This window comes from Zobellia sp. OII3, assembly GCF_002211465.1.
In the GTDB taxonomy this organism is placed as follows: domain Bacteria; phylum Bacteroidota; class Bacteroidia; order Flavobacteriales; family Flavobacteriaceae; genus Zobellia; species Zobellia galactanivorans.
The window spans coordinates 131,104-155,167 of the sequence record NZ_MWRZ01000006.1 but is presented as its reverse complement, the minus strand read 5'-3'; the positions used below and the strand labels follow the sequence as shown (position 1 = coordinate 155,167).

24 protein-coding genes and 1 tRNA gene are annotated in these 24,064 nt (G+C 43.4%); 7 read left to right on the top strand and 18 right to left on the bottom strand.

Annotated elements, in window-relative coordinates:
* The first annotated feature begins 219 nt into the window (after window positions 1-219).
* Entirely contained in the window at window positions 220-1,017 is a 798-nt protein-coding gene (locus tag B4Q04_RS16070) for an AraC family transcriptional regulator (protein WP_088697419.1), read from the top strand.
* A gap of 327 nt (window positions 1,018-1,344) precedes the next feature.
* On the opposite strand, the gene B4Q04_RS16065 is transcribed toward B4Q04_RS16070, so the two are convergent.
* From B4Q04_RS16065 to mraZ, 15 genes are all read right to left on the bottom strand, one after another.
* A tRNA-Arg gene (locus tag B4Q04_RS16065) sits at window positions 1,345-1,418 on the bottom strand.
* 4 nt (window positions 1,419-1,422) lie between these two features.
* On the bottom strand, window positions 1,423-1,869 hold the full coding sequence (locus tag B4Q04_RS16060; RefSeq protein ID WP_013992166.1) for a GatB/YqeY domain-containing protein: 447 nt from the start codon (window positions 1,867-1,869) through the stop codon (window positions 1,423-1,425).
* Between the two features lie 97 nt (window positions 1,870-1,966).
* Complete coding sequence (gene ftsZ / locus B4Q04_RS16055; protein ID WP_013992167.1) at window positions 1,967-3,928, bottom strand: cell division protein FtsZ; 1,962 nt, start codon at window positions 3,926-3,928, stop codon at window positions 1,967-1,969.
* Window positions 3,929-3,966: 38 nt separating this feature from the next.
* Window positions 3,967-5,304 carry a cell division protein FtsA gene (ftsA, locus tag B4Q04_RS16050; protein ID WP_013992168.1) on the bottom strand — a complete coding sequence of 446 codons (1,338 nt, stop codon included), beginning with the start codon at window positions 5,302-5,304 and terminating at the stop codon, window positions 3,967-3,969.
* A 3-nt stretch (window positions 5,305-5,307) separates the two neighbouring features.
* The gene (locus B4Q04_RS16045) at window positions 5,308-6,027 is read right to left on the bottom strand and encodes a cell division protein FtsQ/DivIB (RefSeq protein ID WP_013992169.1); all 720 of its coding nucleotides are present in this window, start codon (window positions 6,025-6,027) and stop codon (window positions 5,308-5,310) included.
* A complete protein-coding gene (murC, locus tag B4Q04_RS16040) occupies window positions 6,017-7,369 on the bottom strand; it encodes a UDP-N-acetylmuramate--L-alanine ligase (protein WP_088697465.1) in 1,353 nt (450 codons plus the stop codon). Before murC ends, B4Q04_RS16045 begins: the two co-directional genes overlap by 11 nt.
* A gap of 20 nt (window positions 7,370-7,389) precedes the next feature.
* A complete protein-coding gene (murG, locus tag B4Q04_RS16035; protein ID WP_013992171.1) occupies window positions 7,390-8,493 on the bottom strand; it encodes an undecaprenyldiphospho-muramoylpentapeptide beta-N-acetylglucosaminyltransferase in 1,104 nt (367 codons plus the stop codon).
* Window positions 8,480-9,679, bottom strand: a complete 1,200-nt coding sequence (locus B4Q04_RS16030; protein WP_088697418.1) for an FtsW/RodA/SpoVE family cell cycle protein — start codon at window positions 9,677-9,679, stop codon at window positions 8,480-8,482. The genes murG and B4Q04_RS16030 overlap by 14 nt, the downstream gene beginning before the upstream one ends.
* Window positions 9,680-9,691: 12 nt before the next feature.
* Window positions 9,692-11,026, bottom strand: coding sequence for a UDP-N-acetylmuramoyl-L-alanine--D-glutamate ligase (murD, locus tag B4Q04_RS16025; RefSeq protein WP_088697417.1), 1,335 nt, complete (start codon window positions 11,024-11,026; stop codon window positions 9,692-9,694).
* A 1-nt stretch (window position 11,027) separates the two neighbouring features.
* Window positions 11,028-12,248 carry a phospho-N-acetylmuramoyl-pentapeptide-transferase gene (gene mraY, locus B4Q04_RS16020; RefSeq protein WP_013992174.1) on the bottom strand — a complete coding sequence of 407 codons (1,221 nt, stop codon included), beginning with the start codon at window positions 12,246-12,248 and terminating at the stop codon, window positions 11,028-11,030.
* Window positions 12,249-12,287: 39 nt separating this feature from the next.
* Complete coding sequence (locus B4Q04_RS16015) at window positions 12,288-13,751, bottom strand: UDP-N-acetylmuramoyl-L-alanyl-D-glutamate--2,6-diaminopimelate ligase (RefSeq protein ID WP_046287319.1); 1,464 nt, start codon at window positions 13,749-13,751, stop codon at window positions 12,288-12,290.
* Complete coding sequence (locus tag B4Q04_RS16010; RefSeq protein WP_088697416.1) at window positions 13,748-15,754, bottom strand: penicillin-binding protein; 2,007 nt, start codon at window positions 15,752-15,754, stop codon at window positions 13,748-13,750. The genes B4Q04_RS16015 and B4Q04_RS16010 overlap by 4 nt, the downstream gene beginning before the upstream one ends.
* Entirely contained in the window at window positions 15,754-16,083 is a 330-nt protein-coding gene (locus B4Q04_RS16005; protein WP_088697415.1) for an FtsL-like putative cell division protein, read from the bottom strand. Before B4Q04_RS16005 ends, B4Q04_RS16010 begins: the two co-directional genes overlap by 1 nt.
* 28 nt (window positions 16,084-16,111) lie before the next feature.
* Window positions 16,112-17,011, bottom strand: a complete 900-nt coding sequence (rsmH, locus tag B4Q04_RS16000; protein WP_013992178.1) for a 16S rRNA (cytosine(1402)-N(4))-methyltransferase RsmH — start codon at window positions 17,009-17,011, stop codon at window positions 16,112-16,114.
* A complete protein-coding gene (mraZ, locus tag B4Q04_RS15995; protein ID WP_013992179.1) occupies window positions 17,001-17,474 on the bottom strand; it encodes a division/cell wall cluster transcriptional repressor MraZ in 474 nt (157 codons plus the stop codon). Before mraZ ends, rsmH begins: the two co-directional genes overlap by 11 nt.
* A 254-nt stretch (window positions 17,475-17,728) precedes the next feature.
* Here mraZ and B4Q04_RS15990 point away from each other — a divergent pair, with 254 nt between their 5' ends.
* Window positions 17,729-18,493: an alpha/beta fold hydrolase gene (locus B4Q04_RS15990; protein ID WP_088697414.1), complete on the top strand. Its 765-nt coding sequence runs from the start codon at window positions 17,729-17,731 to the stop codon at window positions 18,491-18,493.
* A 32-nt stretch (window positions 18,494-18,525) separates the two neighbouring features.
* Window positions 18,526-19,143 (top strand): ribosome biogenesis GTP-binding protein YihA/YsxC, encoded by a 618-nt coding sequence (yihA, locus tag B4Q04_RS15985; protein WP_013992181.1) that lies wholly within the window; start codon window positions 18,526-18,528, stop codon window positions 19,141-19,143.
* On the opposite strand, the gene B4Q04_RS15980 is transcribed toward yihA, so the two are convergent.
* Entirely contained in the window at window positions 19,140-19,520 is a 381-nt protein-coding gene (locus tag B4Q04_RS15980; RefSeq protein ID WP_088697413.1) for a GTPase, read from the bottom strand. The two genes, yihA and B4Q04_RS15980, sit on opposite strands and share 4 nt — an antisense overlap.
* A gap of 43 nt (window positions 19,521-19,563) precedes the next feature.
* Between B4Q04_RS15980 and bla the strand changes: the two genes are divergently transcribed.
* Together bla and B4Q04_RS15970 are read left to right on the top strand one after the other, a co-directional pair.
* Window positions 19,564-20,307, top strand: coding sequence for a subclass B1 metallo-beta-lactamase (bla, locus tag B4Q04_RS15975; RefSeq protein WP_088697412.1), 744 nt, complete (start codon window positions 19,564-19,566; stop codon window positions 20,305-20,307).
* A gap of 29 nt (window positions 20,308-20,336) precedes the next feature.
* Entirely contained in the window at window positions 20,337-21,050 is a 714-nt protein-coding gene (locus tag B4Q04_RS15970) for a pirin family protein (protein ID WP_013992184.1), read from the top strand.
* Window positions 21,051-21,058: 8 nt separating this feature from the next.
* Here B4Q04_RS15970 and gldC read toward each other — a convergent pair whose 3' ends face one another.
* Together gldC and gldB are read right to left on the bottom strand one after the other, a co-directional pair.
* Window positions 21,059-21,391 (bottom strand): gliding motility protein GldC, encoded by a 333-nt coding sequence (gene gldC / locus B4Q04_RS15965; protein ID WP_013992185.1) that lies wholly within the window; start codon window positions 21,389-21,391, stop codon window positions 21,059-21,061.
* A gap of 1 nt (window position 21,392) precedes the next feature.
* Window positions 21,393-22,394: a gliding motility lipoprotein GldB gene (gene gldB / locus B4Q04_RS15960; RefSeq protein WP_317042124.1), complete on the bottom strand. Its 1,002-nt coding sequence runs from the start codon at window positions 22,392-22,394 to the stop codon at window positions 21,393-21,395.
* 52 nt (window positions 22,395-22,446) lie between these two features.
* Here gldB and nadE point away from each other — a divergent pair, with 52 nt between their 5' ends.
* On the top strand, window positions 22,447-23,235 hold the full coding sequence (gene nadE / locus B4Q04_RS15955) for an NAD(+) synthase (protein WP_088697411.1): 789 nt from the start codon (window positions 22,447-22,449) through the stop codon (window positions 23,233-23,235).
* Between the two features lie 171 nt (window positions 23,236-23,406).
* Window positions 23,407-24,036: a response regulator transcription factor gene (locus tag B4Q04_RS15950; protein WP_013992188.1), complete on the top strand. Its 630-nt coding sequence runs from the start codon at window positions 23,407-23,409 to the stop codon at window positions 24,034-24,036.
* Window positions 24,037-24,064: the final 28 nt, after the last annotated feature.

Below are 24,064 nucleotides of genomic sequence, written 5' to 3'. Positions count from 1 at the left end.
ATCTCCTATTATCAATAGGAATAGCCAACTATAGTTTTGTATCTTTCAATACCGATCGTTTATTACTTAGAGCTCTGACAATAAAGACCGAACTTCATCTCTACACCCAAAACTATACACATGCCAACCAAAACTGTTGTTAAAAAATATCAATCATTTAGCAAATAGTTGCATTGATATCTTATACTTATTGTTAATTTATTGCTTTATATACCATATATGCGCAACATTGATTATAATTTTACAGCTATAAATATCACATGTCCCGTAAGTAATATCATGGGAATGTGGGAGTTTACAAGACCTCCTTTTTTTAAGTATTTGTGTTATTCCCTTTCAGGTCATTTACTGCATTTGGTTACCAAAGGCTCATACACAGTTAAGATAAATGGTATCAAATACAATGTGAGTGAAGGCGATGTTATTTACTATTACGAATCAGAAGAAGTAGAAACAATAGGAAATAAAGAAGAGGTTATTTTTTATTCAATTAGCTATCAAGCCCCAAGCCTGTTACCCCTCCCTGTCAATAAACGCGTATTTCATGCCGATATAGAATTGAAAAAATTATTTGACCAACTCTTTATGGGGCTTTCATCTGAAGACAAAATCAATAAAAGATTCATTGTATACTCTAGTCTACTAACCATACTAAGTGAAATTGGTGGTGGACAATTAGATTATAGGAACAAAGAAGATGAAAATGAACTATGGTGGGCCATTGAAAGAAGAATTCGAAAAAATAAAACTTTTAGACCATCACTTAGCAGCTTAAGTAAGATTGCCGGGTACAGTAGAGCAACATTAATCCGATCATGTAAAAGAGCAACGGGTCTAACACCAATTAACAGGATACGGAGCATTCGTATGGAAGAAGCTAAAAGTCTCTTGAGTTTTGCAAATATGAACGTTACGCAGGTTTCGGAATATCTCGGATATAATCGTGTTCATGAATTTTCTCGTGAATTTTCCAAATACTTTAACACCCCCCCAAGTGGTATTCTAAAAAAAAGGTAGGAAAGCTGAATATAAAATCTACTGCTCAAAAGAGCTCTTTTTTCTCCTGTAAAAACCGAAAATCATCACCGCTACAGAAAACAAAAAGCTCTTTAAAACTTAATATTCAAAGAACTTTCAATAAAATTGTGACGCCAGTAGCTAAATGTGGGAGGAGGCCAAAAACAGGGAAGCCTTCAAAGTGGTATTTCGAGATTATATTTTCCAGACAAATTTACTTGAGTATTTAATTTATACACTTTATGAGATAATCCCTACCAAAAATAAGATTTCACAAAAAATAAACCTCAACAATTTGATTTACAAATAGTTGAGGTTTAAACTTAGTGACCCCGGCAGGATTCAAACCTGCAACCCTCAGAGCCGAAATCTGATGCGCTATTCAGTTGCGCCACGGGGCCAATTTTATGCTAATTTCTGTTTTACTATGGCCGAAATGGTCTTACCATCGGCCTGACCGGCCAATTCTTTGGACACCATGCCCATAACCTTGCCCATATCTTTCATACCTGACGCGCCTGTGGCGTCTATGGTCTGGACCACTACTTTTTCTATTTCTTCTTCGGTAAGCTGTTCCGGCAAAAATTGCTCGATTACGGCTACCTGTGCCAATTCGGGTTCCGCTAGGTCTTCCCTACCTTGTTCCTTAAAAATAGCGGCACTATCCTTTCTTTGCTTCACTAGTTTTTGAACCAGTTTCACTTCTTCCTCCTCGGTCATTTCACCACCCGTCCCACTGGTCTGGGCCAAAAGCAAAGCCGACTTAATGGCACGGAGCGATTCTAGCGCAACGGCATCCTTTGCCCTCATTGCCGCTTTCATCTGTTCCATTACCTTTTGTTGTAAGCCCATGCTTTTTATTTAGGACTGCGAAGATAAAAAATAAACCCGAAAAAAAACTAATTTTTTCGGGTTTAAGATTGAGTTAGTTAAGTTTATTTTGAAATCCTTAATCTACATTATCGTGTAGAAAAGAATTGTTGGAGCGCAACCTAATCTCATCGTTACTATCCTCACTTAACGTCGTTCTTGAAACCCTGGTTTCATCTCTTCTGACATCGTTTAAATCGATTCCCTGACGCCTATAGGCCGGTTCTTTTTCAATTTCATCTATACTGCTCACACTGTTCTGAAACTTATAGTTGAAATCTTTCAGCTTTCTTCTTCTCTCATCTGCCCTTTCCCTTAAAAGGTCTTCGATAGGACTGTTCATCGGATCGACTTCAACAGGAGGCTGTTCTTGTGTTTCCACCCTTCTTTCAACCGCCTTTACCTCTATTCTAGGCTCTTCCTTTACCACCTGTTGTGGTTTTGGCGCTTGCTTTTGAACCGGTTTCGCCCTGTTCAGCTTATCCTCTATTTCCATATAGTCGTCTAAGCTATAGCGCTTTTCACCTTGGTCGTTGTGTTCTAAAACAGGAATGACCTCTACATGGCTTTTTACCTCGATATCCTTGACATCATCGTCTAGGCTAAAAGTAATCACGTTCTCTTGCTCCTCTTCATCCACCTCGTCTTTTTGCGTCAAGGGCATATCAAAGCTCATCGTGATCTGCTCTTCCTTTAGATTGTCGTAAGGAACGGTCATGGGATCGACCACCTCCATATCGTTTATTGAATCTTGAGCATTTACGATTACAAAATCGTCTTCTGAAGTATCTACTTCGGCCACTTCCTCTAAAACCTCTTCATAAAAAACGTTGAAGTTTTTGATATAACTTGTGGTCTCCACTAAATCCATACCCGGCTCCTCTTTCACATCTTCCTCAAGAGTGTGTTTGATCACCGGCGCTTCTTCCTTTACTGTTTCGATCGGCATTTGATGAACGATATTCTTTCTAGCCGTCAAATCGTGTTGGGCACGTTGCTCATCTTCCAAAGTATGGATGATTTTCTTGGCCTCGGTATTGACGATATCGTTCTGCTGATCAACATCGAAACCCGTAGCAATAACGGTTACGGCAATCGCTTCTCCTAAATCTTCGTCTTCACCGACACCCATGATGATGTTGGCGCCATGGCCGGCCTCGACCTGAATATAGTCGTTGATCTCACCGATTTCATCGATAGTGATTTCTTGAGAACCTGAAACGATAAGCAAAAGTACGTTCTTGGCCCCACTGATCTTGTTATCATTAAGTAGGGGAGAATCCAAGGCTTTTGTGATAGCCTCGTGCGCCCTTGCGGAACCGGTTGCCTGGGCCGAACCCATAATGGCGGTACCACTATTTGAAAGTACCGTCTTGGCATCCCTAAGGTCAATATTCTGGGTATAGTGGTGGGTAATAACCTCGGCTATACCTCTTGCCGCGGTCGATAATACTTCATCCGCTTTAGAGAAACCTGCCTTGAAACCTAAGTTTCCGTAGACTTCACGTAGTTTGTTGTTATTGATAACGATCAAGGAATCTACATTGGAACGTAGTTTTTCGATACCGATCCTTGCCTGTTCGCAACGCATTTTACCTTCAAACTCAAAAGGCATGGTAACGATACCCACGGTAAGCACGTCCAATTCTTTTGCTTGTTTGGCTATTACCGGTGCGGCACCTGTACCGGTACCACCACCCATACCAGCGGTAATAAATATCATTTTGGTAGTAGTGGCCAACATCTGTTTGATCTCCTCCATACTTTCCAAAGCGGCCTGTTCACCTACCTCAGGGTTGGCACCAGCACCCAAACCTTCGGTCAATGAAACACCCAATTGTATTTTAGTAGGCACAGGACTATTATTTAAGGCCTGTGAATCGGTATTACAAATAACGAAATCTACGCCATTGATACCCGACTGGAACATGTGGTTGATTGCGTTGCTACCACCGCCCCCTACGCCGATTACTTTAATTACATTGCTTTGATTCTTTGGAAGATCAAATGAAATTCCATCAAATTCCGTGTTGTTGTTCATAGTGTCATTTATTACTGGTTAATGTGTGTTTCTGTCTTTTACTCGGCATTATCCAAAAAGTCCTTCAACTTTTCCGACCATTTATCAAATACCGATTTGCGCTCTTTCTTGACCTTAGGCCCATTTGACTGGGGCGCTTCCTCTTCGTGTCCCGCCATAACGAGCTCTCCTTCGTCTACGAGCGTTTCTTTGGTTTCTGCCGTTTTGATCTTTTTCTCATTGGCTACGGCGTTCATCAAAAGACCAACGGCGGTAGCGTAGAGGGGACTGGCGATTTCGGCATCTGAATCGCCTGCCAAATGTTCATTAGGGTATCCGATACGTGTATCCATACCCGTAATATATTCAACCAATTGCTTTAAATGCTTCAACTGGCTACCGCCACCTGTAAGCACTATACCTGCAATCAGTTTCTTTTTCTGTTCTTCATGGCCGTAATTCTTGATTTCCGTATAGACTTGCTCTACGATCTCAACAACCCGTGCATGAATGATTTTCGAAAGGTTCTTAAGGGTAATTTCCTTAGGCTCCCTACCACGAAGACCGGGTATGGAAACAATTTCATTATCCTTGTTTTCACCTGGCCAAGCCGAACCGAACCTTATCTTTAAAAGTTCTGCCTGCTTTTCAATAATGGAGCAACCTTCCTTGATGTCTTCGGTGATGACACCGCCACCAAATGGAATTACGGCCGTATGCCGTATGATACCATCCTTAAAAATGGCCAAGTCGGTAGTACCGCCCCCTATATCGATCAATGCCACACCGGCTTCTTTTTCTTCCTTGCTCAAAACCGCATCGGAAGACGCCAAGGGCTCTAGGGTGATGTTCCCTAGGTCTAGTCCGGCGCTCTTGATACACCGGCCTACATTCTTGATGGAAGAAACCTGGCCTACCACCACATGGAAATTAGCTTCAAGACGGCCACCATACATGCCAATCGGCTCTTTGATCTCGGCCTGTCCGTCCACTTTATACTCTTGTGGAAGTACGTGAATAATCTCTTCACCCGGAAGCATTACCAACTTGTAAACCTGGTTACAAAGCTTATCTAAATCATCATCATTGATGACCTCCTCAGAATCGGGCCTAGTGATATAATCGCTATGGTGCAGACTTCTTATATGCTGCCCGGCAATACCGACCACAACCGACCCAATCTTCAAACCGGAATTGGCTTCCGCCTCTTCCACAGCCTGCTGTATCGATTGAATGGTTTGCGTAATATTGTTTACAACACCACGGTGCACCCCTAAACTCTTAGATTTACCGATGCCCAGAACCTCAATTTTACCATACTCGTTTTTCTTACCGATTATGGCTACGATCTTGGTTGTTCCAATGTCCAATCCTACCGAATAATTACCTACTTCCATAACTTAAATTTTGGTGCACACTACTTGATTGTCAAACTCTAAACTAACAACATCATAGTTTTGCAGAGTTTTGTCTTTATTTGCCTTGGCGTAAAATGCCTTGAAATTGCTAAACTTTTCTTCCAGTCTTTCTACGTCACCTAAATCGACAACAAACTCTTCCGTACGAAAACGAAGCTGATATTCATCTTCATTCTCGATATGTAGCCCAATGATGTTTTTCTTCAGAAACTCATCCGTATTGACATAGTTCAAAATTTTATATACATCTGCCAAGCCTTTTTCCGTGGTGCGGCCCGTGATTATGGGTACGCGTGCAGAATAACTCGTTGACAGCGGCATCCGCTTTCCGTCCTCGTCAAGGTAAAATTTTGAATCCCCTTCTATACGTCCGATTGGTGTGCGTTGAATGATTTTCGACGCCAACTTACCGTTTACAGTAAGATAAACTTGGGCACTTTTCACCATTTTGTTGGCCTCAATGGCCTTCTCAATAGTATTCAAAACTAATTTTTCTTTGGGCACGTTTTCAAGACTGCCGAATTTTTGTATTAACAATTTATTAACCGCGCCTTCCGTAATGAACAAATTTTGATTTTCCACAAAATCAATAGCAATGCCGTTTATACTTCTTTTCGCACTTCTTTGGTTAGAAAATGCGTAAAGCCCCGTTATTACAACGACCAAGGCCAATAGCTTTATGTAGTTATAATTAATACGCATCTTGTAATTCTTTTGTGATTTTACTTACTTCCAATCCTATATCTCCGGCCCCCATAGTAATAAGTACCTCTGGATTTTGCCGCTTTATCTCATCTAGCAATTTGGATTTCTCGATTATTTTTCTTTTCGGGTTTGTAATTTTCCCCATCAACCATTCCGCCGTTACCCCTTCTATCGGTTTTTCGCGTGCGGGATAGATATCTAACAACAGCACACTATCAAACCTTGAAAGGCTTTGGGCAAAGGCATCGGCAAAATCCCTGGTTCTCGAAAACAGGTGGGGCTGAAAGACCGCCAATGTTTTTTTGCCCGGATGCATTTCGGCAACCGCATCGTACACCGCATTTATCTCGGTAGGATGATGGGCATAATCGTCGATAAAAACAAACTTCTCCGTCTTTATTTTATAGGTGAACCGCCTTTGCACCCCTTTGAACGTCGCCAATGCACTTGCCAATTTTTCGAGGGGCAAGCCCGCACGGGTCGCCATGGCAAAAGCCACCAATCCGTTTAAAAGATTGTGTCGGCCCGGCTTATTGAACATTACGTTGGTCAAAACGGTTTCCGGCGTCACCAAATCAAAAACATAAGTACCGTTTTCTATTCTTAGGTGCGTTATACAATAATCCGCCCCGTCTTCTATACCATAGGTTATACCTTTCAAGGGAAGACCTTTTCTCACAAAAAGGGCTCCATCCGAGGGAATCTTATCGGCAAACTCTAAAAATGACTTCTGTAACTCTTCCGGATTACCGTATATATCCAAATGGTCGGCATCCATAGACGTGATACAGGCCACATTGGGGAACAACCTCAGGAAGGAACGATCGAACTCATCTGCCTCGACCACCGAAAAGTCGGTCCCCTCAAACACAAAGTTACTATTGAAATCTTCCGATATTCCTCCTAAAAACCCCGTAAAGGCAGCACCGGACTCTTTGAGCAAATGTGCCAAAATACTTGTGGTAGTCGTCTTGCCATGGGTACCCGCAACAGCCAAACAAAAGCTGTCTTTGGTAATAAGCCCTAAAACTTCGGAGCGTTTTTTGATTTCAAAACCCTGGGCCAAAAAATATTGATATTCCGAATGCTCCAAAGGCACTGCCGGAGTATAGACCACCAGGGTGTTTTCCTGATTTTTAAAACCTTCCCCCACCGCTGAAATATCATCATCGTAATGAATGGCGATACCCAAGCCGGAAAGCTCTTCGGTAAGTGGTGTTTCGGTCTTATCATAACCTGCCACTTGCTTACCAACGAACTTAAAATAACGTGCCAAAGCAGACATACCAATGCCTCCGATGCCAATAAAATATACGTTATGTATGCGTTTTAAGTCCATTTCTACTTCTTCCCATGCCATTATTTACGGGTGGCATTCCCAATTAATTTTTCAATTTCGTCCACGATATCTTTTGTCGCGTTCGGCAAGGCCAATTTTTTAATGTTCGCCGACAAACGTTCTTGTTGCCCCTTATCATTAAAAAGCCCCATAAACACCCTTTCAAACTTGGCATCCAACTCACTTTCCTTCAACAACAATGCCGCATTATCGTTTGCCAATGCCCGGGCGTTCTTCGTCTGGTGGTCTTCCGCCACATTGGGCGAAGGAACAAATATCACCGGCTTTCCTACAATGCACAATTCAGAGACCGAACCCGCACCCGCACGTGATATGATAATATCGGAAGCAGCATAGGCATAATCCATTCGATTTAAAAAATCGAGCACCTTTACCGAATCGGAATTGTATTTCGCATATTCATCGATATAGAGCTTTCCGCATTGCCATAGAAGCTGTACCCCGTTTTGCTCAAAAAGACCGAGGTTCTTTGCCACCAATTGGTTAATTCGTCGGGCACCAAGGCTTCCTCCCAAAATCAAAAGGGTAGGCACATCGGTTTTCAATCCGAAGAACTTCAAGGCCTCGTTTTTATCGGCCGTCATTTCAACCAGGTCTCCCCTGACCGGGTTACCTGTTTTTACGATCTTATCCTTGGGAAAAAACCGGTCCATTTCATCATAGGCCACACAAATTTTGGCCACTTTATCTTTCAGTAGTTTATTGGTAATACCCGCATAGGAATTCTGCTCTTGCAATACGCAGGGCACCCCTTTTCCGGAAGCGACCTTCAACATTGGCCCACTGGCAAATCCCCCAGTACCTATGACGGCATGCGGTTTGAATTTGCGTACTATTTTTCCGGCCTGTATCAAACTACTTATTACTTTAAAAGGAAACATTAAATTTTTAAGGGTCAGTTTCCGTTGCAACCCGCTAATCCACAATCCCTCGATCTCATAACCTGCTTGAGGCACTTTTTCCATCTCCATTCTATCCTTGGCGCCCACAAATAAAAACTGCGCGTCAGGATGCCGTCTTTTCAATTCGTTCGCAATGGCGATCGCCGGATAAATATGCCCGCCCGTTCCACCACCGGAAAGTATGAATCTATAATTGCCCACTCAACACTTCTAAAGGGTTCGTTTCATCTATCTCTTCGGACGGCTTTTCTACTTTAGCCTCCTTATTGCTCACACTCAAAATAACACCGATGGCCAAGCAGGTCATCCAGCTACTGGTACCACCGCTACTGATCAGCGGCAAGGTCTGCCCCGTTACCGGAAAAAGCTCGACCGCCACGGCCATATTGATCAACGCCTGAAAGACTATGGGAAGCCCTACCCCAAGCGCTGCCAACTTACCGAAAATAGTGGCACTTCCATTGGCCACGACCACGATCCGGAACAGCAGGAACATATAAAAGAACATAAGGGCGAAACCACCCACCAGTCCATACTCCTCCACGATAATGGCATAAATAAAATCCGATGAGCTCTGTGGCAAAAAGTTTTTCTGAATGCTTTTTCCCGCACCTTTACCGATAATACCTCCCGTAGCAATGGCAATCTTGGCCCGCTCGATCTGGTAATCGGCCTCGGTATCTTCCGAATCGGCAAAATTCTCTACCCTACTGATCCACGTATCGACGCGGTTCGGGAACAGCCCTGGAATAGCCTTTGCCGTAAGTATAAAGAACGCCAAGCTCAATACACTCGCCCCAATGATACCGAACAAATATTTTAGCGGATACCCCCCTAAAAAGCAAAGCAAGAGTACCATTGAAAATATAATGGCCGCCGTTGAAAAGTTCGCGGGCAAAATTAAGGCCACCGTTAGAAAAACGGGAATCCACAAGGGCAATATACTTCTCTTAAAGGTGATCTCTTTATGCCTTACCTTACTCAGGTAGCGCGCCACATAGATCATTAGCACCACTGCGGCCAGGTTCGATGTCTGGAACGAGATACCAACTATGGGAACGCTGATCCATCGGCTTGCGTTGGCCCCGCCTATAGTAGTACCCTGGGCCAGGGTAAATACCAACAAAACCAGCACCAAAGGCATGGCGATCAAAGACAAACCCTTAAAAAAATGCGAGGGGATACGATGAACACCATAAATGATACCAAAGCCCAAAAACAATAGCAATGCATGTTTTACCAAATACCCAAACGTGGTTCCGTTACCCACTACATAGACCAAATTACTACTGGCACTATATACCGGCAAGAACGAAAACAAGCCCAAGAGGGCCGCAATGGCCCAAATAGCTTTATCTCCTTTGATATTTTCAAAAAATGCGTTCACTGCGTACTGTTTTTACAAGTTCTTTACTGCGGCCTTAAATTGGTTTCCGCGATCTTCATAGTTCTGAAACAAATCAAAACTGGCACATGCCGGAGATAACAGAACCGTGTCTCCCCTCTCGGCAATCTTATAGGCCACTTTAACCGCTTCGTCCATGGCAAAGGTTTCCACCATTAGATCCACTACATTGCCAAAGGCATCCTTTATCTTTTCATTGTCCAATCCCAAGCAAACGATAGCCTTTACCTTTTCACGGACCAAAGGCATCAGCTCCCTGTAATCGTTACCCTTGTCCTGTCCTCCGACAATCCATACAATAGGTGTTTTCACACTATCCAAAGCATAGAATACGGAGTTTACGTTGGTAGCTTTAGAATCATTTATATACTGTACATGGTGTATTTTCAATACGTTTTCAAGGCGATGGGGGGCTCCTTGAAAATTAGCGATACTATCACGTATCGATGCTTTTCGTATGCTCACCAATTTTGCCGCTGTCATTGCAGCCATAGAATTTTTTAAATTGTGTTTTCCTTCAAGTGCTAAGGCGTCTTTTGTCATTTCCAATGTCTCGTTAGTTATGTTCAGTATTATGTTATTGTTCTTTAGATATGCTCCTTCCCCCAGTTCCTGTTCTATGGAAAATGGGAGTAATTTTGATTTAACGGGATGCTTTTCAAGCCAGGCAACAATCACCGGATCGTCTGCGTCATAAATTAAAAAGTCGTCTTCGCTCTGGTTCTGTGCTATTCGGAATTTTGAAGCGACATAATTTTCAAACTTGTAATCATATCGGTCCAAATGATCCGGCGTAATGTTCGTTAGGATGGCGATATGCGGTTTAAAATCCACAATCCCGTCCAACTGAAAACTGCTGATTTCCAAAACGTAGAAATCATAATTGTTCTCAGCGACCATTTTAGCGTAGCTATCACCGATATTGCCCGCCATCCCTACGTTCAACCCACCTTCTTTTAACAAGTGGTTGGTCAACATAGTAGTGGTGGTCTTTCCGTTACTTCCGGTTATACCGATCAAAGTAGCATCGGTATATCGCGATGCGAACTCAATCTCCGAAATAACAGGAATGCCCTTATCGTGCAATGCCTTCACCAATGGAACCGTATCGGGTATACCCGGACTTTTCATGACCAGATCCGCATTCAGGATCTTTGCTTCCGTGTGCTTTTCGGCTTCCCAATCAATATCAAAATGTTCAAGAACGTCTCTATATTTCTCTTTTATCTTTCCCCGGTCCGATACAAAAACCTCGAACCCCTGTTGTTTTCCTAAGATGGCCGTACCCACTCCGCTTTCGCCTCCTCCTAAAACCACCAATCTTTTCATCTTATCTAACTTTCAAGGTAACCACGGTTATGACCGCTAAAAGGATGGCAATAATCCAAAACCGGGTAACGATCTTACTTTCGTGATATCCTTTTACCTGATAGTGATGATGGATGGGCGACATTAAAAAAACACGCCTACCTTCCCCAAATTTCTTTTTGGTATACTTAAAATAGCCTACCTGTATCATGACCGATAGCGACTCGGCAAAGAAGATTCCGCACAACACGGGAATCAACAATTCTTTTCTGATAATGATGGCGATCACGGCAATGATGCCCCCGATCGTCAAACTACCGGTGTCTCCCATAAAAACCTGGGCCGGAAAGGCGTTATACCAAAGAAAGCCCACCAATGCCCCCACAAATGCCGTTATAAAGACCACCAATTCTCCCGAATTGGGGATGAACATAATATCCAGGTAATTTGAAAAGATGACGTTACCCGACACCCAAGCAAAAACCCCCAGTGTAAAAACTATGATGGCCGACGTACCCGCCGCAAGGCCATCGATACCATCGGTAAGGTTGGCCCCGTTGGAAACCGCCGTTACGATAAGTATCACGATCGGTATGAATATCAACCAAGCGTAGTCACGGGCACCTTCTCCCGCCCAACCGATAAAATCGCTATAATCCAACTCGTTGTTCTTAAAAAAAGGAACCGTGGTGCGCACCGATTTGATTTCCTTGCCTATAACGTCACGTACGGTCAATTGCTCGGTAATAATGGTACTGGAATCGTCCCTCATGGTCACCCCGGGATGAAAGTACAAGGTCGCCCCAACCCCAAGACCAAGAACCACTTGACCCAACACCTTAAACCTACCTTTAAGACCTTGTTTATCTTTTTTGAATACCTTGATATAATCATCGGCAAAGCCTATAAAGCCCATCCAAAGCGTAGTGACGATCAGCAAAATGATGTAGATGTTATCAAGTTTTGCCAACAAAAGCACTGGAATCAAAGTAGACATGATAATGATGAGGCCGCCCATGGTCGGCGTACCCGCCTTTTGCTTTTGTCCTTCAAGACCAAGGTCACGTACACTCTCACCTATCTGCTGTCTTTGAAGAAAAAGAATAACCCGCTTACCATATACCGTTGCTATCATCAACGAAAGCAGAATGGCCATGGCCGCCCTAAAGGTGGTGAACTGAAACAAGCTCGCCCCGGGCAACTGGTATTCATTTTCTAAATATTCGAATAGGTAGTATAGCATCTTTTAAGCTTCTAGTCTTTATATTTTCTTTGGTCTTCGTTATTTATCCAAACGCTTAAGCACGTCTTTCACCGTTTCAAAATCGTCAAAGTGAATGCGCTTTCCATTCGTTTCCTGATAGGTCTCATGTCCTTTTCCGGCAATGAGTATGATATCTTCGGCATTGGCCAACTGGCATGCCGTTTTTATAGCCTGCTCCCTATTTTCTATGGATAGGATTTTCTTTACGTTCTGTGGTTCCACCCCTTTTTCCATAGCATCTATAATGGCTATGGGAGACTCCCCTCTCGGGTTGTCGGAGGTAAAAATGGCCTTATCGCTCAACTGCGAAGCAATATGACCCATAACCGGACGCTTAGAGCTGTCTCTATCGCCACCACACCCCACAACGGTGATAACGTTTTCATTTCCAGTTCTCAGCGTACTGATTGTTTCCAGCACGTTTTTTAGCGCATCCGGCGTATGGGCATAGTCAACTATAGCCGTAATTTTTTTACTCGATATAAAATATTGAAAGCGGCCGTCTACGTTTTCCAGTTCGCTCAACAATCGCAAGGTTTCCAAGGTTTCCATGCCCAACAGGTCGGCCGTGGCAAAAATCGCCAACATATTATAGGCATTGAAATGACCTATAAGCCTTGACCAGAGTTCATGTTCGTTTATTTTGAGCAACGTACCGCTAAACTGGCTCTCCAGTACCTGTGCCCGATAATTGGCATAGGTCCTAAGGGCATATGTATACTTTTTGGCCTTGGTATTCTGCAACATAACCGCTCCGTTCTTATCATCTATATTCGAAAGGGCAAAAGCAGTTTTAGGCAGCTGATCGAAAAGTATTTTTTTGGTATCCCTATACTCGGCAAAAGTCTTATGATAATCTAAGTGGTCATGGGAGAGGTTGGTAAAAATAGCCCCCTCAAAGGTCAAGCCTTGTGTTCTTTTTTGATGGATGCCATGCGAACTCACTTCCATAAAGCAGAACTCCACCCCGGCCTCGTTCATTAGGTGCAAATGCGCATTGATCGTCAATGCATCGGGAGTGGTATGACTGGTGGCGTACACTTGATCATCAACCATTATTTTAATGGTAGACAAAAGCCCTACCTTATACCCCGCCTTCTTGAACAATTGGTACAACAGACTCGATATGGTAGTCTTACCGTTGGTTCCGGTAACCCCTACCAATTTTAAGTTTTTGGAAGGATTGCCGTAAAAATTGGATGCCATCATGGCCAAGGCCGTATTACCATCCTTTACCTCTACATAGGTTACGCCATCTATTATCTGTTCCGGCAAGGTTTCGCACACAATAGCCTTTGCCCCAAGGTCAATGGCCTTGCCTATGAACAAATGGCCATCGGTCAACGTCCCTTTGATAGCCACAAAAACATCGTCCATTTCGACCTTTCTAGAATCAAAACGGATGTTGTTCACCAATACATTGGTAGAACCGATTACATCGGTCAGGCTTGCCCCGAACAATATGTCCTTCAATAGTCTCACGATAGCTCTAGTGTAATTTTTTTAGCTTCCTTAATGTTCGTTCCCTGCGAAACGGACTGTCTTTTTACTTTTCCATTGCCCTTTACCTCTACCTCCATCCCAAGGTTTTCAAGGATCGAAACCGCATCCATACCGCTCATACCCTTCACATTGGGCACTTGCTTGTAATGTTTTTGGGCTTCGGCATAATATTTTTGATACGATTTTTCCAATCGCGGGTCTTCCATCTTGTCCATATCCACCTCGTCTACCAAGGGAGAGGTCGCATATACTTTCTGCGCTATGGACTTGAATACGGGCCCCGAAACATCGGCACCGTAGTACCCCACACTTTTATCCGGCTCATGGATAACCACGATACAGGAGTACTTTGGGTTTTCAGCAGGGAAATACCCCGCAAAAGTCGATATGTACTTTAGTTTATCAGGATCTTTCGAAACGTAATTTTTTTGCGCGGTCCCCGTTTTACCCGCCATGGAAAAATTAGGCGAATACAACCGGTGGCCCGTACCGTATTTTTTTTCGACTACATTTTTCAGCAGTTCTTGCACCTTGGAAGCGGTTTCCTTTGAACAGATCGCTTCGCTGATCACCTCTTTATCGAACTTTTGAACGGTGCGGTCCCACTCCTTTACTTCCTTGATCAATCGAGGCTTTACCATTTCACCATCATTGGCAATGGCATTGTAAAAAGTAAGCACCTGCAAAGGCGTCATGGATACCTCGTAACCATGGGACATCCACGCCAATGAAATACCGGACCAACCCTTGTCGCCAGGAAACCTGATAACCGGCTCCCCTTCCCCTTTTATAGGAAGGTCCAATTTTTTATGGAGGTTCATACGCATCAAACGATTGACGAATTTCTCGGGATCGTTCTTGTAATTATTGTGGATCATTTTTGCGAAAGCCGTGTTAGAGGAAACCTCAAAGGCATGCCCTGCGGAAATCTTACCATATCCGCCCCACTTGGAATCCCTTACCGTTCTATCGTAAATTTTCCATCTTCCGTTCTCGGTATCGAGTACAGTACTGGTATCAATCACCTTATCCTCAAGGGCAGCCACAAGCGACATCAACTTAAAGGTAGAACCCGGCTCGTGCGATTCCCCTATGGCGTAATTCAAGCGCTCATAGTATTTACCGGCTTCGGTCCGTCCCAAATTCGATATGGCCTTCACTTCACCCGTTTCGGTTTCCATAACGATGACACAACCATGGTCGGCCTTATAATGCTCCAATTGCCCCAGCAAAGCGTGGTGGGCGATATCCTGAATATTAATATCGATGGTAGACACCAAATCATACCCATCTTTAGGCTCAACGATATTCTCCCACCCGATCGGCTTCCACTGGCCTTTGGCAATTTTTTGCTTTAAACGCTTCCCTTGAACACCCCTTAGGTATTCACCGTAGGCCCTTTCGAGCCCCACTCCTGAATAGTATCCGTTTTCGTCTACGTTCTCATAGCCCACACTGCGCTCCGCGATTTTACCCAACGGATGCTCCCTAACCGTTTTCTGCTCTATGATCAAACCGCCTTTGTACGGCCCCTTATTGAATAGCGGAAAATCTTTGACCGCTATGTATTCGGAGTAATCAAGGTTTCTGGCTATAAGGGCATATCTGTTCTTGTTCACCTTGGCCTTCCTCAACACTTGCTGATAGTGCGAAGACGATTTACCCAACATTTTTGAAAGCGCATTGGACAAGGGAACGATATTCCTCCTAAAGTCTTCCTCACTCACGGTAACGGCATCGAAACGGATGGTGTAGCGCGATACGGAAGTCGCCAATAGACTACCATCGTCAGAATATAGATTACCGCGATTGGGCGCTATGGTAAACATCTTTTCAGTGCGCTCCATCGCCAAGGCCTTGTACTTATCGCCTTGCACAAACTGGATATTCACCAATTTGAAAAGCACGGCAATAGCGAACAAAAACATGAACGCCGTTACAACGTACAACCGGGTCAATATGCTTTTTTCGGTTACGGCCACTATTCTTCCTTCTTATTGTTTGATTTAACCTTTATTTGTTTTGGCGGCACCTCTGACGGGTACAAGCCTTTTTCCGCCACGATCTGCATTACCGTAGATTCCAACTTTAACTGTTGCACGTCTGAGCGCACATCTACAAATTCGTTCCGAAGCTCTTTTACCTCTTCGTTCAATGCCGCTATCTGATGCACCTTTTTATCGGCACTATGCGAACTACCGATCATAACGGTGGCCAGAAAAGAGGCGAAAATGATGAACAGCCAATTTTTGGGGGCGTCGCCGCTCACCAAAAACCTACCTTTTAATATGTTCAACAATCCTTTTTTCATTGTTTCGCTTTTCTTTATTCCTTTTACTTTATTTAATTATGCGCTCCGCAATTCTCAATTTGGCACTGCGGGCACGATTGTTCCTTGCTATTTCCTCTTTGGAAGGAACTATAAGCGACCCCACTTTTTTGAACGGAACATCAACATTTCCGTAAAAATCCTTCGGCGCCTCACCTTGAAATTGTCCTTCCCGTATAAATCGCTTTACCAAACGATCTTCCAAGGAATGATAACTTATTACACTTAGCCTTCCTCCTTCATCCAACAACTCCGGAGTCTGCAATAAAAACTCCTCGATTACCGCGATCTCTTGGTTCACTTCAATGCGAACGGCCTGATATATCTGGGCCAATATCTTATGCTCTTTGGCTTTCGGCAAGAACTTCTGCAGCGCCTCTTTCAACATTTCGGTAGTCTTGATCGGCGCTTCTTCCCGTTTTGCCAAAATGGTCTTGGCCATTGCATTGGCATTTCTTAAATCCCCATACTGAAAAAGAACCCTTCTTAAATCGTCGTAATCATAGTTATTGACCACTTCATAAGCCGACAAGAGGTTCCTTTTGCTCATCCGCATATCAAGATCGGCCTCGAACCGGGTAGAGAACCCACGTTCAGCTTTATCGAACTGATGTGAGGAAACACCAAAATCAGCCAAAATCCCATCCACTTTTCGAATACCATAGAACTTCAAAAACTGCCGGATGAACCTGAAATTCTCATTGATCAGCGTAAAACGCGGATCGTCAATGGCATTTGCAAGCGCATCTTCGTCTTGATCGAAAGCGAACAACTTTCCTTCGCTTCCCAAGTACTCCAATATCTTTCTCGAGTGCCCACCGCCACCAAAGGTGACATCGACATACACACCGTTCTCTTTTATATTGAGTCCGTCAACGGACTCTTGCAACAATACAGGATTATGATACATAGCTTTCGTCATCTCCGTCATCACCCATTACCTCTTCCGCCAAATCGGCGAAATCCTCAGCGGTTTCTTCCAATACTTTCTCATAGCTATCCTTGTCCCAGATCTCTATAATGTTAATGGCCGAACTCAAAACCACCTCTTTGGAGATGTTCGCAAACTCCACCAGGTTTTTCGGTATCAACATTCGCCCCGTACCATCGATCTCAATGACTTTCACTCCGGCCGAAAAACGACGGATAAAATCATTGTTTTTCTTCTTGAAGCGGTTTTTCTTGTTCATCTTCTGCATCAGAAGATTCCACTCCTCCATAGGATACAATTCCAGACAAGGTTGAAAAACAGATCTTTTGATCACAAAGCCTTGATTCAAAATCGGTGACATCTGATTTTTTAGGGCAACCGGAATCATTACCCTACCTTTGGCATCGGCCTTACAATCGTATGTCCCAATGAAATTGATCACTTAAAAAAGCTGTTTTACAATACTATAACTCAAAACTACAAATTTTATTACCACATTTTACCACTAATTACCACTTTGTTAATAAATAGTGGGTTTTCGGCATAACTTGTGGTTAAATTTGCTTGAAAAAAAATGGCGTTTTTGACCGCTGAATGAAAAATAATGGCCAATTCTCGCTTTATTGAGCTATACTTGTAACCAAGTCATAATAGGATTATGCCTATCTTTGGCCAACAGACCAAGAAGTATCTTGAATGGAAAAAAATTTAATTAAGGAAGGAAAGTTCCGGTATATAGAGATAGGCGAAGGAACGCCGCTCATTATTTTACACGGTCTTATGGGAGGGCTAAGCAACTTTCAAGGTGTCACCGACTACTTTCCGAAAAAGGGGTATAAGGTGCTCATACCCGAGCTACCGATTTACGATATGCCAATGCTTAAGACCAACGTAAAGCAATTTGCCAAGTTCTTGGCCAAATTCATTGAGTTCAAGCAGCTTGACAACGTTATACTACTGGGCAATTCCCTTGGAGGGCATATTGGCCTCCTACACACGAAACTCTATCCGAAAATGGTAAAGGCCCTCATTATAACCGGAAGCTCCGGATTGTACGAGAGCGCCATGGGCGATGGGTATCCAAGACGAGGCGATTACGAGTTCATAAAGAAGAAGGCCCAAGATGTATTTTACGATCCCGAGATCGCCACCAAAGAAATCGTAGACGAAGTATTTACCACGGTCAACGACCGTAAAAAGATCATAAAGACCTTGGCGATCGCCAAAAGTGCCATTAGGCACAATATGGCCGACGACCTTCCTAAAATGAACACCCCTATATGTATTATCTGGGGAGAGAACGACAGTGTAACACCACCCGACGTAGCCAAACTCTTTCACGAGCTGCTACCCGACTCGGATCTTTACTGGATCGAAAAGTGTGGCCATGCCCCTATGATGGAGCATCCTGACAAGTTCAACGAGATTCTTGACAGCTGGCTGACCAAACGCAATTTCTAACAACCCTACACTTCTCTTAAACAAGCTTAAAGGTGAACATTAAATCGGCAAATTTCGTAATCAGCAATACCGATGTGGCCAAGTGCCCCAACGAACCCTTGCCCGAGTACGCCTTTATCGGAAGATCAAACGTAGGCAAATCATCTTTGATCAACAGCCTAACCGAGCGAAAAAGCCTGGCCAAGACATCGGGCCGACCGGGCAAGACCCAATTGATCAACCACTTTAAGATCAACGGTAATTGGTTCTTGGTCGATTTACCCGGATATGGTTACGCCCGAGTGTCAAAAAAGAGCAAGAACACTTTTCAAAAATACATTACCGACTATTTTATCAAGCGCGAACAACTGGTCTGCGCCTTTGTTCTAGTCGATATTCGCCACGAACCGCAAAAAATAGACATGGAATTCATGGAGTGGCTGGGCGAGAACAACATTCCGTTCTGCATTATCTTTACCAAAGCCGATAAACTCAAGCCCAAGGCCATAGAAGAAAACGTAAACAAGTATATCTCGGAATTACTGAACGGGGTATGGGAAGAAGCCCCCTCCTATTTTATCACTTCCTCATCAAAGGGCTATGGCCGTGACGACGTACTCAATTTTATAGACAACATCAATGCCGACTTTTTTAAGGCTACAAAAGCTTAGGCCTTCACCCTTTCTTCAATAAGCCGCATCAACGATTGTGCATCTTCAATGGTATTCATTTCCTCCGTAGACACAAATACCTGAAGCTCTCCATTGCCCTGGGCCAATATGATCGGAAAACTAAACTTATTACCAAACTTGGAAGCGTATTGCTTCTTGTATTCATCTTTGTGCAAAAACTCCATTTCCAAATCGGTTTGCTCCCGAAATTGCTTCCAAATTTTGTTCTCGGTAAACACCCCAAAGGTAATATCGCATAAATTACAATTGTACGTACTGGGGTTTAAAATTTTGTGGGCACTATCTAACAATGCGTTTTTCAAACCAGAATCGGCGTTGTAGATAAAAATGAGTTTTTGATTATCGGAATCTTTCATAATGCAATGTAAAACTATATATTTATGTACTTAAACAAAAGCCATGACCTATAAATCAACCGTATTACTTTTGTTCTTGATTACGGCTTTCTTTTCCTGTAAGTCACAACAACCGACCTTAACTTACAGTAGCGAGGACTTAAAAATCATCCCGCTCTCCAAAAACAGCTTCGTCCATATCTCTTACCTATCGACCGGAGACTTTGGAAAAGTGGCCTGTAACGGACTTATCTACATAAACCAAGGCCAGGCCGTTGTTTTCGATACGCCCACCGACAACGAAACTTCCGAAGAGCTCATCCGCTGGATAACCGAAACCAAAAAACAGCAGATCAAGGCCGTGGTCATCAACCACTTTCACGACGACTGCCTTGGCGGGATCGAGGCCTTTCACGAACTAAGCATTCCCTCTTACGCTAGCAATACGACCATAGAACTTGCTAAAAAAGAAGGAAACCCGGTTCCACAAATTGGTTTTGACACCACCAACGAACTGACCATTGGGAAGCAAAAAATAATCAACCGTCATTTTGGCGAGGCCCATACCAAAGACAACATTGTAAGTTACATCCCTAGCGAGCACCTCCTTTTTGGCGGATGCGCCCTTAAATCGCTCAATGCCGCCAAAGGATACCTAGGCGATGCGAACACCAACGAATGGGACAACACCATCAAAAAGATAAAAGCAGCCTATCCCGACCTTAAAACGGCCATTCCCGGACACGGGGAATACGGAGGCTCAGAATTACTGGATTATACCATTTCCCTTTTTAGCACGAAACAATAAGCCAACACAATATTCAAAGACCCAACACTATGCACACTACAATACACAAAGCAGACACCAGAGGTCACGCCAACCATGGCTGGCTAAACAGCTACCACACCTTTAGCTTCGCCAACTACCATGACCTCGAGCGCATGAATTTTGGTGTATTAAGGGTGCTAAACGACGACCAAGTAGCCGCCGGAATGGGTTTTAACACCCACACCCACAAGAATATGGAAATCATCTCCATTCCCCTAGAGGGCGACCTGGAACACAAAGACGATATGGGCAACACCACAATCATACGTCAAGGCGACATACAGGCCATGAGTGCCGGAACGGGAATACAACATAGCGAAAAGAACAAAAGTCGGGATCAGCAGGTAAAATTCCTGCAAATATGGGTACTCCCCAACAAGGTCAACGTGAGTCCACGTTACGACCAAATCAGCCTCAAGCCCGATAGCCTTAAGAACAATCTACAACAGATAGTTTCGCCCCATGCCGATGACGACGGCATTTGGATCCATCAAAACGCATGGTTTCACCTAGGCGATTTTGACAAAGGCCAAAAGACCACTTACCAACTTAAAGACCCTGCAAACGGCGTCTATATTTTTCTTTTGGAAGGAAAATGTACGGCCAACGGTATTGCCCTGGACAAAAGGGACGGATTGGGAATAGAGGAAGCCGAGCGTATAGACCTCTCCTATCTTGAAAATTCAAAAATCCTTTTAATGGAAGTCCCTATGGCCAATTAGAAAAGCCCTTATTTTAAATCCAATTTTTCCGCAAAATAATCGCAAAAATCTTTCATCGTTGCGGTCATTTTCTCGTCTTGGGTGGCTTTCATAAAGGTATCGGACAAAGAAACCAAAGTCTGATGGAAGAATATTTTCATTTCATCAACGGGCATATCTTTTGTCCACAAGTCTATCTTGAGCGATTCTTTCGACTTACTGTCCCAAACCGACAAAAGCATGGCCTTAGCCTCTTCGTTGTCTATTCCCCCGTCTTGAGCCGACCATGTAAGTTCTTCGGGTACGCGGTTTTCGTCTAAACCAACTTTCAACGTTATTTCTGAAGTGTGCAACTTTGCCATATTATTTCTTCGGTTTGTAATTTGATTTTTTAAATATTTCCTCTGCCGGCAAATTGAGCATTTGCTGCAAGCTTAACTCGTTCCTATCCATAAACGCCCTTACGATCTGCCAACCTATAAACCGGCCTATACGTCCTGGCGACTCATTATCGAGTTCCAGTCCGAACTTCGAAAAAGGAGCCAGATCAAGAAAGCGAGGCCCTAACTTATTATCGGTACTATATAAATATTCCCTTTCAATAAAATTCCGCCATATAGGCTCTTCATTGGCTATGGCCCAGGCCAATTGCTCTTCGGAATAATTGATCCGCTGGGCTTCCGAAACCAAGGGCAACAATCTATCCTTAAGGTAGAGTTCTTTGCCGTAGTAGATCATTTGCTCCAAAAAGCTTCTGTCGTTTGGGGCGGGCACCACTTTTTTGGCAAAGGCACTGGCCACATCAACCGTCAAATAGCGTTTGTCAAGATCTGCCCTGATGTACTTTTGAATATCGACGTAAAACCTATGGTCGGCACCCAAGTAGTTATCGAGACCTATAAGCAATAGCGTATCGGTCAAAATAACACGGTTGCTATAATCGACATCGGAAGTCACCGTTACGACCTTTGGCGCATCGAATTGCGGGAAATAATATTTTATATGCTTGAACAAAAGCTCGAGCGACTGCTCTTCTTCCGAAAAATCGGAAAAGGCCTTTTCCACCTCGTCTAAAAGTTCCACCTGAACCGTATCCTGCATTTTAGCTATCCAAACACTATCTGAATACTGTTTCGGGAACAGATAGGGGTATTTTTTCTTCAATACCGGCAAATCTTCGGGTCGGGCCGCCGCAAATTCCTTATCGAACCTATCGATTTGCACATCTAATTTTATCTTCTTGACATCTTCAGACAGCTTTACACTTTCTTTACACCCGATAAATGAGGTAGAAATTGTAAAAATGACAAAAAACGTCGCCAGTTTAGAAAGTAATTTCCGATTGATTTCAATATTTAACCTCAAGACATTAATTTTAGGGCACAAAGTTAGTCGATTCCGACAAAATGAACATCCTATGCAGACAGAAAAGGTAATAGATTATATTGTTGACTGGTTAAAAGAATATGCCGTAAACGCGAAAATGAAAGGATTTGTCATCGGCATATCAGGAGGAATCGACTCTGCGGTAACTTCTACGCTCTGTGCCAAAACAGGCCTTGAGCTTTTATGTCTTGAAATGCCGATACATCAGGCCGAAAATCAGGTTACCAGGGCTTCCCGACATATTGAGTGGCTACAGCACAACTTTAAAAATGTAAAACGGCAGGCCGTAAACCTAACACCGGTATTCGACAGCCTTATTGCCGCGCTCCCTCCCGTCGAAAACGAAGAGGAGCGTTTTATGGCCTTGGCGAACACGAGGGCACGTTTACGCATGAGCTCACTTTATTATTTTGCGGCCCTTGACGGCTACCTGGTTGCCGGAACGGGAAACAAGGTAGAAGATTTCGGCGTAGGATTTTACACCAAGTACGGGGACGGCGGTGTCGACCTTAGCCCGATTGCCGACCTATTAAAGACCCAAGTATACGAAATAGCCCGTGTTCTAGGGATTAACGACGATATTCAAAAAGCGGCACCAACAGACGGCCTGTGGGGCGATGACCGTACCGACGAAGATCAGATAGGTGCAAGCTATCCCGAACTGGAATGGGCCATGAAAATGCAGGAAGAAGGTAAAACCGCCGATGATTTTACTGGTCGTGACAAGGAAGTCTTTCTAATCTACACGAAGTTCAATTCCGCTAACCGCCACAAGATGATTCCGATACCCGTATGCGAAATACCACACAGCTTATTATAGTAACTTGACCTAAAAGGTGGTAGTCTAATCGAATAAATTCATAAAAAGCCCGTTTTTTATGAAAAAAATAGCAAATTTGTTTAAAGAATTAGATTTTTAAGCCTTACATTGCATGTCAGTATTTTTAGACGGGCTAACAAGCGTTTATTGATCTAGATTAAAACTATCAACATGATAAAAGTATTAATTGCGGACAACCATCCCATTATTAGAATGGGTGTGACTAATGTTCTTGAATCTGCAAATGGGTTTGAAATGGTAGGTGCAGTATCAACGACTTCGGAACTTTTCAAAAAATTGGAAAGTACAAGTCCCGATGTCGTAATGCTGGAAATGGACATTCCTGAAATCAATGGAATAGCCACGCTAAGAAAAATCAAAAAAGAACACCCTAACGTAAAAGTACTAATGTACAGCGGTCAATCTGAAGACGTGTATGCATTAAGTACGATTCGCGCCGGTGCCTTTGGATATCTTTCGAAAGCTTCTGACATCGATTACATTATCACTGCAGTAAAAAAAGTAAGCGAAGGTAACATGTTCATCACGAACGAACTCGCCCAACGATTGGCTTTCGACGAAGGTACACAGAAACCAAGAAGGTTCTTTAGAAAACTTTCTACACGTGAGGTGGAAGTACTGAAATTACTAGCTAGCGGGAAGCGAAACAAAGATGTTGCCATCGGTTTGAACTTAAACGAAAAAACGGTCAGCACCTATAAGGCGCGTTTGATGAAAAAGTTAAACGTAGACAATATGGTAGACCTTTTGCAACAGGCAAAAGCGTTAGAATTGTACTAACAAGACCCTTCGTAAGACGTACAGACCC